At 34.9% G+C, this 13,360-nt stretch carries 11 protein-coding genes and 1 pseudogene; 7 read left to right on the forward strand and 5 right to left on the reverse strand.

Annotated elements, in window-relative coordinates:
* The first annotated feature begins 106 nt into the window (after positions 1-106).
* The gene (locus J4T76_RS08585; protein WP_267340519.1) at positions 107-637 is read left to right on the forward strand and encodes a DedA family protein; all 531 of its coding nucleotides are present in this window, start codon (positions 107-109) and stop codon (positions 635-637) included.
* Here the strand turns inward: J4T76_RS08585 and mscM are convergent.
* Both mscM and asd read right to left on the reverse strand, forming a co-directional pair.
* Positions 634-3,255 carry a miniconductance mechanosensitive channel MscM gene (gene mscM, locus J4T76_RS08590; RefSeq protein WP_267340518.1) on the reverse strand — a complete coding sequence of 874 codons (2,622 nt, stop codon included), beginning with the start codon at positions 3,253-3,255 and terminating at the stop codon, positions 634-636. The two genes, J4T76_RS08585 and mscM, sit on opposite strands and share 4 nt — an antisense overlap.
* A gap of 4 nt (positions 3,256-3,259) precedes the next feature.
* Positions 3,260-4,108, reverse strand: coding sequence for an archaetidylserine decarboxylase (gene asd / locus J4T76_RS08595; RefSeq protein ID WP_267340517.1), 849 nt, complete (start codon positions 4,106-4,108; stop codon positions 3,260-3,262).
* Between the two features lie 206 nt (positions 4,109-4,314).
* On the opposite strand from asd, the gene rhaB reads away from it, so the two are divergent.
* The 6 genes and pseudogenes from rhaB to rhaM all read left to right on the forward strand — a co-directional run bounded on the left by rhaB (position 4,315) and on the right by rhaM (position 10,510).
* Positions 4,315-5,745: a rhamnulokinase gene (gene rhaB, locus J4T76_RS08600; RefSeq protein ID WP_267340516.1), complete on the forward strand. Its 1,431-nt coding sequence runs from the start codon at positions 4,315-4,317 to the stop codon at positions 5,743-5,745.
* Between the two features lie 11 nt (positions 5,746-5,756).
* Positions 5,757-7,007, forward strand: coding sequence for an L-rhamnose isomerase (locus J4T76_RS08605; protein ID WP_267340515.1), 1,251 nt, complete (start codon positions 5,757-5,759; stop codon positions 7,005-7,007).
* Positions 7,008-7,021: 14 nt separating this feature from the next.
* A complete protein-coding gene (gene rhaD / locus J4T76_RS08610; RefSeq protein ID WP_267354674.1) occupies positions 7,022-7,846 on the forward strand; it encodes a rhamnulose-1-phosphate aldolase in 825 nt (274 codons plus the stop codon).
* A gap of 54 nt (positions 7,847-7,900) precedes the next feature.
* Positions 7,901-8,935 (forward strand): annotated as a pseudogene (rhaT, locus tag J4T76_RS08615) (L-rhamnose/proton symporter RhaT).
* 18 nt (positions 8,936-8,953) lie between these two features.
* Positions 8,954-10,108, forward strand: a complete 1,155-nt coding sequence (gene fucO, locus J4T76_RS08620; protein ID WP_267354672.1) for a lactaldehyde reductase — start codon at positions 8,954-8,956, stop codon at positions 10,106-10,108.
* An 87-nt stretch (positions 10,109-10,195) separates the two neighbouring features.
* A complete protein-coding gene (gene rhaM / locus J4T76_RS08625; protein WP_267340511.1) occupies positions 10,196-10,510 on the forward strand; it encodes an L-rhamnose mutarotase in 315 nt (104 codons plus the stop codon).
* A gap of 66 nt (positions 10,511-10,576) precedes the next feature.
* Here rhaM and J4T76_RS08630 read toward each other — a convergent pair whose 3' ends face one another.
* The 3 genes from J4T76_RS08630 to J4T76_RS08640 form a co-directional block, all read right to left on the reverse strand.
* On the reverse strand, positions 10,577-11,431 hold the full coding sequence (locus J4T76_RS08630) for a helix-turn-helix domain-containing protein (RefSeq protein WP_267340510.1): 855 nt from the start codon (positions 11,429-11,431) through the stop codon (positions 10,577-10,579).
* A 29-nt stretch (positions 11,432-11,460) separates the two neighbouring features.
* Entirely contained in the window at positions 11,461-12,285 is an 825-nt protein-coding gene (gene rhaS / locus J4T76_RS08635; RefSeq protein ID WP_267355656.1) for an HTH-type transcriptional activator RhaS, read from the reverse strand.
* Positions 12,286-12,482: 197 nt separating this feature from the next.
* Positions 12,483-13,307: a helix-turn-helix domain-containing protein gene (locus J4T76_RS08640; RefSeq protein WP_267345619.1), complete on the reverse strand. Its 825-nt coding sequence runs from the start codon at positions 13,305-13,307 to the stop codon at positions 12,483-12,485.
* Between the last annotated feature and the right edge of the window lie 53 nt (positions 13,308-13,360).

Genomic DNA, 13,360 nt, shown 5'->3' on the forward strand with positions numbered 1-13,360 from the left:
TTATTATTATAAAAGTAGCTAATAATTAATGAGTTCAAATCCTATACTGTTAATATTATGGTAAAATAAGAAACTATAATCAATTGCTAATTTATTAATTTAAACTATGTCATTACACGAAATCACACAAATAATAATGCAGTTTATTCAAACTCAGCAAATATGGGCTTTGCCAATTATATTTATACTGGCTTTTGGAGAGTCACTGGCTATTATTTCATTACTTGTGCCAGCTACAGCCATATTATTGGGTGCAGGCGCCTTGATTGGTGGTGGAGCGATATCTTTTTTCCCTGTGTTGATTGCCGCCTCACTAGGGGCAATTTTAGGTGATTGGGTATCTTATTGGTTAGGTAAGTATTATCATCAACAAGTGATTGCTTCATGGCCGTTAAACAAACATCCAAAACTTATTTTTCGTGCTGAACAATTCTTTCAACGTTATGGTACTTTTGGGGTTTTTATTGGTCGTTTTTTTGGCCCATTACGAGCATTTGTACCACTCATTGCTGGCACTATGCATATGCCAGCAAGCAAATTTAATTTAGCGAATATCGCTTCCGCGCCAATTTGGGCATTTGTACTTTTGGCTCCAGGAGCATTTGGTGTGCCTTGGTTAGAAACCCTATTTGGTTAAATAGTGCCAACATGGTAACTACGACGCCCACTTTTACGACCAAGTGCTTCTAAATTGGTTTGTAGAGGTGGAAATGGTAATTGTAAATTGTGTTCACGGTAAGCTTCCAATATTAATTTATGAATAGCACTGCGTAGTCGCATACGGTGTCCCATTTCAGCCGCAAATACGCGTATTTCAAATAACTGAATACCTTCTTGAATATCAACTAGATATACTTGTGGTTCTGGATCTTTAAGTACATATTCACATTTTTCACATGCTTTCTCTAATAGTTTGATCACAAGATCGCTATTTGCATCGATGGTTGCTGGAATGGTTAATACAATTCGGGTTATTGAATCAGATAATGACCAATTGACGAGTTGTTCGGTAATAAATGCCTTATTGGGCATAACTATTTCTTTGCGATCCCAATCGACAATGGTAATAGCACGCGTATTGATTTTTGTGATATTACCCGTTAAATCCCTGATGGTAACTGTATCACCAATGCGTACCGGTTTTTCAAAAAGAATAATTAAACCAGAAATAAAATTTGCAAAAATTTCTTGTAAACCAAATCCTAAACCGACACCTAATGCTGCAATAAGCCACTGAATTTTTGCCCAATCAATGCCGATAAATGAAAATGCAATCATACTGCCTATCATCAATACAATATATTTTGAAACGGTTGAGATGGCATAACCCGTTCCTGGGGCTAGATCTAAATGTTGAAGTAAACCTAATTCAAGTAGTGCAGGCAGATTTTTGACTAATTGAATGGTAATAGTCATAACTAAAATGGCAATACAAACAGCACCTAACGTAATGTATTGTTCTACTTCGGTTCCATTTACTATTACGCTTGTACCCCAAAGTTTAATGTTATTCATAAAGGCAAAAGCTGAATGCAATTCTGACCAGAGTAAAATCATACTGATTGATGCTATAAGCATAATAATTGATCTAACCAATAGTAATGATTGAGCACTAATTGCATCTAAGTCAATCGCAGGTTCATCCATACCATCATTAATTGATGTTAAATCTTCCTCGTGACCTCTAGCGCGTTGCATACGTTCTAATCGGCGCTGTTTTGCTCGTTCAAATTTGATGCGACGTTTTTGGATCCACATCCAACGACGAATCATAAAATAAATAACTAATAAACCTAACCAAATAATGACTGAAGCTTCAAGGCGCCCTAATAAAACTTGCGCAGTAGATAAATATCCTAAACAGGCGGCTATTATTGCTAACCACGGTGCACTCAATAAAATGAGCCATAAAATATGACTCAAGAGATTATCGCCTGAGCCTTTTTTATCTATATATAATGGAACACCAGCGCGGTGAATTGAGTTGCTCATGAATACTAATGCAAAACATAAAATAATAAAGGCACAACGACCAATAGTAGCAGCAAATTGGCGATTGTTAAACTGATCAAAACTCATTACAATCATTACAAGAGGAATCACCACCCACACTGAAAGTTTATAATATTTCATTGCTTCATGAACATTAGCTTTTGACCAGCCAAAATGGGTGATAAAGAGTCCTGATTTTTCCGCAAAATGAGCTGTGATTATAAAAACCCATAAAATTGGTGCAGCAGCATTAACTCCATAGCCCAGCGCAATAGCCACCGGATAATCCCAATTGATTTGTTGTAGTGCATAACCAAAAACAGCCCATAAAATAGGTATAGGCAACGCCATAATTAACGAATAAACTATTACTTTTAACGTTAATGAATAATTGTCTTGCGTTACTTTACCTACACGCGTAGCTGATTTATTTAAAAAAGCATAATATTTATTTCGCATTTTGAAATGTGCAAAAACAAATATTATGGATATTATTAATAAAAATAGTAATTTAGGTGATGATAATATTTCACAACTCGCATGATATAACTGAGATAATGTGTCGATAGAAAATATTACATAAGCCACATCTTTAGCTAAATTTACTGGATACTCCAATGAAATTGGATTTACATCGGCAACCCAAAAAAAATAACGATGTGCAGCATCATTAACTTCATCTATAGCATTAGTTAATTGCTTATTTGATATTTTTAATTTTGTTAACTCCAAAATAGTGGTGTCTGTGCCTGAGATTAACGTTTTAAGTAATTCAATCTGTTCACGAATTGAACGTCGATATTGGCTAGCAAGTTTTGAGCTATTAACTGGGTTAGTTAATGTCGGATAGCTGCCTAATGCCTTTAAATTATTGCTGTAATTTAACTGCTGAACTTTTGCTTCCGCTATTTCTGCATCAAGTGGTTGAGATTTTGGTTTTTCTGGTAGATTTAACAATTGTTGGCGAAGTGTTTCGCCAAGCGCAGTTGAAAAACTTAACCATTCCCCTTGTTCGGCAAGAGTTGATAATGTATTTTGAACATGTGAAATTTGCGTAGTAATATTATTTTGTTCATTAATAATGCTGGTTAAATGTGTTTTTTGAAGCTCTAAATTTTGACGGAGTTCCTCATTTTTATCACCTAATTGATTGAGTGTTTGTAACAGTTCTTCTTCATTATTAATGGTAATGACTGTTTGTTCAGCCAATGTTATTGATGAAAACAGCAATAAAGCACAACATAAAATACTACGTATCCACATAAAGCTATATCCTTTCAGCTAATTTTTGACCAACACGTGTTGTATCGCCAACTTTCAAGTGGCTATCAAATTCAATTGTATTGGATGCAAACAAGGTGATAACGGTTGAACCAAGTTTAAAACATCCCATATCTTGTCCTTTAATTAATTTTACTTCGCCTGAATAGATCCAACGTTTCATTATGCCTTCGCGTGGCGGAGTAATACAACCTTCCCACTCTACTTCAATACTACCAACGATAGTTGCCCCGACTAGTATTTGTGCCATTGGACCAAACTCAGTTTCAAATAAACAAATTACGCGTTCATTCCGAGCAAAAATATTTGGTATACATTCAGTGGTTGCTTTACTCACAGAATAAAGCGAACCGGGTACATAAATCATTTCACGTAAAACGCCATCACAAGGCATATGAAAGCGATGATAATTTTTTGGGGAGAGGTACGTGGTTGCATAAGAACCATGTTTAAAAAATTTAATCATATCAGAATGACAAGCAACTAGTGCTTCTAAGGAATAATAATGCCCTTTTGCTTGTAGTAAGAAGTTATCTTGAATCGTTCCAAATTGGCTTATAACTCCATCAGCGGGCATAATAATAGAATTAATCGCGGTATCAATTGGGCGAGCATCTTCTTTCAGTTTACGTGCAAAAAAATCATTAAAGGTTTTATAGTCTCGAACATTTACCAATTTAGCTTCACTTAAGTCTATTTTATACAATTTGATAAAGCCCTGAATTATCCAAGTAGTAATGTTACCTAGCTGCTTTTTAGCAAGCCAACCAAATAACGAAGTTAATAACTGTTTAGGAAGAAGATACTGAATAAGGGCTTTTAACTGATTTACCATGGATTACTCTCAAATTTTGTAAAAAAAATTATTATACCAATAATTTATGGGAATGTATAAAACCGATAAATTTGGTAATTTGTGTGATAGATCACACTGAGTTTGAAAATATTGCCAACATTTATTAAACAATGGCAATCGATTAAAAGTCTTTGAATTTAACGCTATATAAACTATCACCATTAATAAAATTAAGGGCAGTGTTAATGGAAGATAGATATATTGTAGCAATTGACTTAGGGGCATCGAGTGGTCGGGTCATGCTGTCATGTTATCAACAGCAAATTCAAAAAATAACGCTTAAAGAAATTCACCGGTTTAACAATGGATTCAAAGCAATAGATAATGATTATTGTTGGGATTTAGTTTATCTGGAACAACAGATCTTAATTGGACTAAATAAAATTATTCAGCAAAATATCAAAATCGATAGTATCGGTATTGATAGTTGGGGCGTTGATTATGTATTGCTTGATAAGAATGGACAAGTAGTTGGATCCACTTATTCTTATCGTGATCATCGTACTGATAATGTCATGTCACTGGTGCAATCTGAACTTAGCACAGAAAGGATTTATCAAAAAACGGGCATCCAATTTCTCACTTTTAATACCCTTTACCAACTCAAAGCAATGATGATCAATCCTCCTACTTGGCTATCACAAGTAACCGATTTAGTAATGATCCCTGATTATTTTATCTATCGACTCACTGGACAACTTAATCGCGAATACACTAACGCAACGACCACTCAATTAGTTAATGTTGTTACGAAAAACTGGGATGATGACTTGCTTAACTATTTAGGTATACCACGTAAATGGTTTGGTACTATTTCTCAACCAGGTAATCAAGTTGGAATGTGGAAAACACCCGAAGGCGATCGAATTCCGGTTATCGCTATTGCCAGCCATGATACGGCTAGTGCAGTTATTGCTGCACCAATCAATGATCAACATAGTGCTTACTTATGTTCTGGAACTTGGTCATTAATGGGGATTGAATCAAAACAGCCTGTTACTGGACAACCGGCATTAAACGCAAATATTACTAACGAAGGGGGCGTTGATGGACATTTTCGAGTATTAAAAAACATAATGGGACTATGGTTATTCCAACGAGTCTGCGTTGAACATGAAGTTAAGGATATTACCTCATTAATTCAATTAGCTGAACAAGAATCCGCATTTACCTATCTTATCAATCCAAATGATTGTCGATTGTTAAATCCTCAATCGATGACAGAAACCATAAAACAAATTTGTTTGGAAAACCACGGTCATGCACCTGAACGTCTATCGCAGCTGTTGCGATGTATTTTTGACAGTTTGGCTCATTTATATCGCGATATCATCAAAGAATTAGTAACGATCACTAATAGAAAAATCGAAACTCTACATATTGTTGGTGGTGGCTGTCAAAACGCTTTTTTAAATCAGTTATGTGCTGATGTTTGTCAAATCAATGTTACTGCTGGCCCCATTGAATCTTCATCACTTGGGAATGTGGGTTATCAATTGATTGCGTTAGGTGACATTAAAAATGTCAATACTTTGCGCCATATTATTGCACAAAATTTTGACACCAAATATTACTCTCCAACCAATAATTATTTAAAAAATTTATATATTTCATAAAGGAGTCTTCCATGAATGTCGTTGAAAAGGCATACCAAATTGCCAAATCAAGATATGCAGAAATAGGTGTAGATACTGATGCCGCAATTTCTACTATGGCCCGCTTACCAATTTCGGTACATTGTTGGCAAGGTGATGATGTGGTTGGTTTTGAAAAACTTGAAGGCGAGTTAACAGGTGGTATTCAAGCAACAGGAAATTATCCTGGCAAAGCGCGTAACGCTGACGAACTGCGCTTAGATTTAGATAAAGCCTTCAGTTTAATTCCTGGACCAAAACGCCTTAACTTGCATGCTTGCTATCTTGAAGTTGATCACAAAGTCGATCGTAATGAAATTAAATCCGAACATTTTGCTAACTGGGTTTGTTGGGCAAAAAAACAGCATATTGGTTTAGACTTCAATCCTACTTACTTTTCACATCCACTGAGTAATGATGGGACTTTAACCCACACTAACGATCAAATCCGTCAATTCTGGATTGATCATGGCAAAGCATGTCGTAAAGTATCTGAGTACTTCGGTAAAGAGTTAGGTACACCGTCAATTATGAACATTTGGTTACCAGATGGCATGAAAGATATCACGGTTGACAAATTTGGACCAAGACAGCGTTTAGTTGAAGCTATTGATGAAATGATCAGCGAAAAGATTGATTCCAAATATCACATTGATGCCGTTGAAAGTAAGCTATTTGGTATTGGTTTAGAATCCTATACTGCTGGCTCTAACGAATTTTATTTGGCTTATGCCACATCTCGTAAAACAGCATTATGTTTAGATGCTGGTCATTTCCATCCGACAGAAGTGATTTCAGATAAGATTTCTGCCGTTATGCCATTTATTGAACACTTATTATTACACGTAAGCCGTCCAGTACGTTGGGATAGCGATCACGTCGTATTATTTGATGATGAAACTCAAAACATAGCCAGTGAGGTCATTCGTAATAAATTATTCGATCGTGTACATATCGGTTTAGACTTTTTTGATGCATCAATTAACCGTATTGCTGCTTGGGTAATTGGTACTCGTAATATGAAAAAATGCTTAATGAAAGCACTATTAGAACCAACGGATAAACTCAAACAGTACGAACATGACCGAGATTTTACCTCCCGATTAGCATTATTAGAAGAACAAAAATCACTGCCTTGGCAAGCAGTTTGGGACAGGTATTGTCAGCTTAATGATGTCCCAGTAGGCCAGGCATGGTTAGACGAAGTTCGTCAATATGAGCAACAAGTATTAAGCCAACGATAAAAAAGGTGAAAACAATGCAACAGATTCTATCTTCTTGGTTTGTGCAAGGCATGATCAAAGCAACGTACGACATGTGGTTAAAAGGTTGGGATGAACGTAATGGTGGTAACGTAAGCTTACGATTGTTAGACACCGATGTCGTTTCATTTCAAGGTGACTTTTATGCTAATCCAAGGCACGTATCATTAACACAAGATGTGGCTAAGTTAGCCAATCAATACTTTATTGTGACAGGTTCTGGAAAATTTTTCCGAAATGTCATTTTAGATCCCGCTGATACCTTAGCTATTGTCAAAATCGATGAACAGGGCAAGGGTTACTATATTATGTGGGGGTTGATTAATGGTGGTTTACCCACTTCTGAGCTAGCTGCTCACTTACAGTCTCACATTGTTCGCATGGAAAAAAGCCAAGGTAAAGATCGCGTGATCATGCATTGTCATGCAACCAATTTAATTGCATTAACCTATGTTTTAGAGCTCGATACCGCAGTTATTACCCGTTTACTATGGGAAATGAGCACCGAATGCCTGGTTGTTTTTCCAAATGGTGTTGGAGTAGTGCCTTGGATGGTACCAGGTAAAGATGAAATTGGTTATGCAACGGCAAAAGAAATGGCAAAACACACATTAGTTCTTTGGGCGTTTCATGGTGTTTTCGGTACAGGATCAAATTTGGATGAGGCTTTTGGATTAATTGATACTGCTGAAAAATCCGCGGAAGTATTAGTAAAAGTATTATCCATGGGAGGCAAACGACAAACCATTACTTTAGAGCAATTTAGGCTTCTTGCTCAACGGTTTGATGTTACTCCTTTAGAGGACGCATTAAAACAATAAATAAGCTTAGCAAAAATATACTAAGTAATATTGTTTAGCTATAAGGAAACAAATATGGGTAGTTCAATTTTTCTAGGCATTATTTGGCATTTTGTTGGTGCCGCTTCTGCCGCTAGTTTTTATGCGCCTTTAAAAAAAGTGAAAAACTGGTCATGGGAAACAATGTGGTCAATCGCGGGTATTTTTTCATGGATTATTTTACCTTGATCTATAAGTTACTGTTTATTGCCTGATTTTTGGGAATATTACGGTAGTTTCAGTTCAGATGTATTAATTCCAGTTTTTCTATTTGGTGCAATGTGGGGAATTGGTAATGTCGGCTATGGACTGACTATGCGCTATTTGGGTATGTCCATGGGGATAGGTATTGCAATTGGCATTACCTTAATTGTTGGTACGTTAATGACGCCGATATTACAAGGTAAATTTGGTGAACTTATCGCTTCAACCGGCGGCAAAATGACACTGCTAGGCGTAGTTGTCGCTGTTATTGGGGTAGCCATTGTTACTTATGCGGGACTTTTAAAAGAAAAAACATTAGGTGTACAGGTAGCGGATTTTAATCTACGCAAAGGCTTATTATTAGCGGTAATGTGTGGGATTTTTTCTGCCGGTATGTCTTTTGCTATGAGCGCCGCAGTACCTATGCATACTAAGGCCGCTCAATTAGGTGTTTCCCATCTGTATGTTGCGTTACCTAGTTATGTAGTCATCATGGGTGGTGGCGCGATAGTTAATCTCGGTTTTTGTATTTCCCGCCTCTGTTTTAAAAAAGAGTTGTCATTCAAACAAGATTTCTCGGTTGCTAAATCGTTACTCATTAGCAATGCATTGTTTGCCATTTTGGGCGGTGCAATGTGGTATTTTCAATTCTTCTTTTATGCATGGGGCCATGCCAATATTCCAGCAGAATATGGCTTTATGAGTTGGATGTTACATATGAGCTTTTATGTGCTTTGTGGTGGTATTGTTGGTTTAGTTTTAAAAGAGTGGTTTGGCACAGGAAAGAAACCAGTAAAAGTATTATGTATAGGTTGCTTAGTTATTATTTTTGCTGCCAATATCGTTGGCTTAGGCATGGCAAATTAATTGAAAGGAAAACAGATTATGGCTTATAGAATGATTTTAAATGAAACCTCTTATTTTGGTGCAGGTTCAATCCAACATATCGTTGATGAGATTAAAAAACGGGGTTTTAAAAAAGCCTTAGTTGTAACGGATAAAGATCTTATCAAATTCAATGTAGCAACCAAGGTTACAAAATTATTAGATGACAATGGTTTAAGTTATCAAATTTTTGATGATGTCATACCTAACCCAACGATCGGTGTTGTGCAAAAAGGTATTGAAATTTTTAAACAATCACAAGCTGATTATCTTATCGCTATTGGTGGCGGTTCACCGCAAGATACTGCCAAAGCAATTGGAATCATTATTAATAATCCTGATTATGCTGATGTGCGCAGTTTAGAAGGCGTTGCATCAACTAAAAAACCTGCGGTTCCTACCATAGCCATTCCAACAACGGCAGGTACCGCTGCGGAAGTAACGATCAATTACGTTATCACAGATGAAGAGAAAAAACGCAAGTTTGTTTGTGTTGATCCGCATGATATTCCGATTGTTGCTATTATTGATTCCGAAATGATGGCTAGTATGCCTGCAAGTTTAAAAGCTGCAACAGGTGTTGATGCGTTAACTCATGCTATTGAAGGGTATATTACTAAAGGTGCATGGGAACTTTCTGATATGTTCCATCTAAAAGCGATTGAAATTATTTCACGTTCACTTCGCGATTTTGTCAAGGGTAATAAAAAAGGTGGTGAAGATATGGCACTTGGGCAATATATTGCAGGAATGGGCTTTTCAAATGTTGGTTTAGGGCTTGTGCATGGTATGGCTCATCCGCTTGGTGCATTTTATAATACACCGCATGGTGTGGCAAACGCGGTTTTGCTCCCCCATATCATGGCTTACAATGCTGATTTTACTGCTGATAAATTCCGTGATATTGCTAAGGCAATGGGAATTGTTAATACTGAAAGTATGAGTATTGAACAGGCCAGGCAAGCTGCTGTTGATGCAGTCAAACAACTTAATCAGGATGTAGGTATTCCAGCTAATTTGAAAGCCATTGGTGTAAAAATTGAAGATATTCCATTGCTTGCGAAGGCTGCTTTTAATGATGTTTGCACAGATGGTAATCCACGTAAAACAAATGTTCACGAAATTGAACAACTTTATCATACTATTTATCAATGATAAGTTGCTTACATAAAATTATGAAATAGGTTAGTAAATATCATATTGACTTATTTCATATTTTATGATTAATAAAGAGGAATGGTTATGTTAAGAAAAGCTTCAATCATGCAGGTTAATCCTGATAAACATGCGGAATATAAAAGACGGCACGATGAAATTTTTCCAGAATTAGTGAAAGAATTAAAAGCACATGGTGCACATAATTATTCGATTTTTCTCGATGCAAAGCGCAATCTATTATTTGCTTACGTTGAAATTGAATCAGAAGAACGTTGGAATGCTATTGGTAGTACCACTGCGTGCCAAAAGTGGTGGACATTTATGCGTGATATTATGCCAAGTAATACTGATAATAGCCCAATCAGTGAAGAGTTATTGCCTGTATTTTATCTTAATTAAATGGTTGCTCTCTTTTGTGTTTTAAAAGAGAGTAAACTTTAACAATCTAATTTAACTCAAGGAGTGTTACTTTTTATTGTGTTTATTTTTAAATTTTGATCGATATTGGGATGGCGTTTGTTGAGTCTCTTTTTTAAAAACCACAGAAAAATAGTTACTATCATCATAGCCACATTCCGATGAAATCATACTGATCGAGTATTGCGTATTGCGCAGTAATGACATAGCGTTACATAGACGACGCTTTTGCAAATACTCATTAATGGTCATGCCCGTTTGGCTTTTAAATAGACGGCTAATTGAACGTTCTGCAATATGATTTTGTTTGCAAAACATTTCCAAGTTAAATGAACTGCCAATACTATTATGCAACATTGTAAAAAGTAGATCTAACTGATGAGTCTCTGTAGTAGATTGTTCATTAGGATCTTGCTTGATTCTATCTAATAAAATTAATAACTGTAAAAACAACGTTTCAGACAAATGCACTGAGGGTAAATTATTTTTTTTTGATTCTATGGTTAACTGATCAACCAATGATGATAACTGTTTAATAAATGAAGGATTAATTCGCCAAACGCGTTCTGTGTGTTTAGCGTTATGTTGAGGTAGATATTTTTCAATTATAGCTGACAAAAAAAGCGTTTCTCGCAAATATAATACATTAAACAGTTTAAGATTATTTACGGATTCATAACCGTGAATGTCCTTTGGATTGATATATAAAATATCGCCACTGGTAATGGGATAAATATAATCATTCCAATGATGCAATCCATTTCCTGAACAGACAATAACAATTTCATAGAAGTCATGATTATGCAAAGGAAAGGATTGCTGATGTTCTCTTTTTTCGACAGTAACCGTATTTATCTTTGAAATAAAATAGTCCTGTTTATATAAACGTAAATATTTATTCATAACTTGTTCTTGACGACTTTGTTTCACGATTAATGATAACGTCTTTCTGGATCATTACGTAATATTTGTGGACCAATTTTAAACTCTTGTTTAAAACAGGTTGAAAAGTAGGCACTATCATTAAATCCACATTCTTGAGCAATTTCTGTAATTGTCTTTCTAGTATATATTAATTGAGTGTAGGCCTCAGCTAAGCGTAATTTTATTAAATATTTTTGGGGAGTAATACCTAAATGGTTTTTTATGTGTCGATGAAAAGAGCGAAGTGACAGTGAAAATTGTTGTGTGATCATATCCCAATCAATTGATTCATTAAAATGAATTTGTAACCAGTGCAACAATTGTTTAACTCGAGAATCTGTTGATCCTTCTCCTTGATTAAAATGATGATTTTGTTTAAATAATAAAAGTAATTGTAAAAAAAGACTTTCCTGAAAGGCATTTGGCTGTTTATTCATTTGATTGAGTTGATTTAAAATAGCTTGCACATATTGGTTACATTTTTTATCCACAAAATAGTGCGATTGATTCGTTTTTTGTCTGGGTATCAATTCGTTAATACCATTGATAAAATTGAATTTATCTTGATCTCTAAATAAGATATTTGTTAAGTGTAAATTATTAACATTTTCGTATAAATGGCAATCACTTGCATGAATATAAAACATCATACCTGGATAAAGGTCAAAAAGTTGACCATTTAAAATATGCTTACCTGATCCCTTTGTGACAATGACAATTTCATTAAAATTATGAGTATGTTCAGGATATACGGTTTGTGGTGCCCGAGGTTCAAGAGCAATGTTTTGGTCACTTGAAACAAAAAAATCTTTATCAAGCAGTTTTTTAATCATGGATAGTCCCCATAGCTTTACTAATTGTTATACCCATATTTTAAAAGGAAAATCATACCGGACCTTTAATATATGGACATGAAAAATCTTTTTTTGGCTGTTATTTATAGTAATTTTAGACTTTTTATCAAATTTGTGCGAAGACTCACACTTTTGACAACCAGTTCAATTTTAAAGCAGAACGATTCTTTGTAAGATTAATTTATTAAATTCTGTTTATCGTTTTTCCTTTCTTCACTTGGCGTTATACCAAATGTTTTTTTATATAACGTTGTAAAATGAGTACTATTGATAAAACCGCAAAGTAAAGATATTTCAGTAATTGTCATATCACTTTCACGAATTTTTGCTCGTGCTGATAACAATCTCAATCGTTTGATGTAGTTTTCTGGTGTTAGGCCTGTGGCTTGTTTAATATGCCTGAACATTGTTCTAAGAGTTAAATGAAAACGTTGAGCAATACTATGCCAATCATATTCATCAAAACAGTTATCTTGTAAATGATTAAGCAATAAGTGAAGTTTATAACGTGTATTGTTTTTTTGTGTTTGCCGTTGTGATTGATCAATAATAGTAATTAATTTAAAAAATAAAAATTCACGATACTCTAATGAATTTTGCAAATTAAACATCTGATCAATAACGGTATTACACTCTTTCCGTATGCTCGGTGTTAGCCAAATAGACGAACTTAAATCATTCACGGAAATTCGATTCAATAACATTTCTATCTTATTTAAATACATAAAGTTGCGACGAGGATTGATCAAGATATTTGTTAGTTTTAAAGTACCCAGTTCGTCATAAAAATGATAATCATGGTGACGAACTAAAAACACATCACCTTGTTGTATAAATAAAGGTTTACCATTAATAATATGCAGTCCATGTCCTTGTTCAACAATGACTAACTCATCAAATTCATGGTTATGTTCATAACTGTTATCTTCTGGGTCACTTTTATACAGCGCTAATTTATCTAATTCAGAATTAAAATAAGTAATGATTTTTAAATGATTCATAATGCTTACCTAACTTCTTTTCAATAATTCTAATTATGGTTAGTGAAAATGCT

The sequence above is a fragment of the Gilliamella sp. B3022 genome, assembly GCF_028751545.1.
In the GTDB taxonomy this organism is placed as follows: Bacteria; Pseudomonadota; Gammaproteobacteria; order Enterobacterales; family Orbaceae; genus Gilliamella.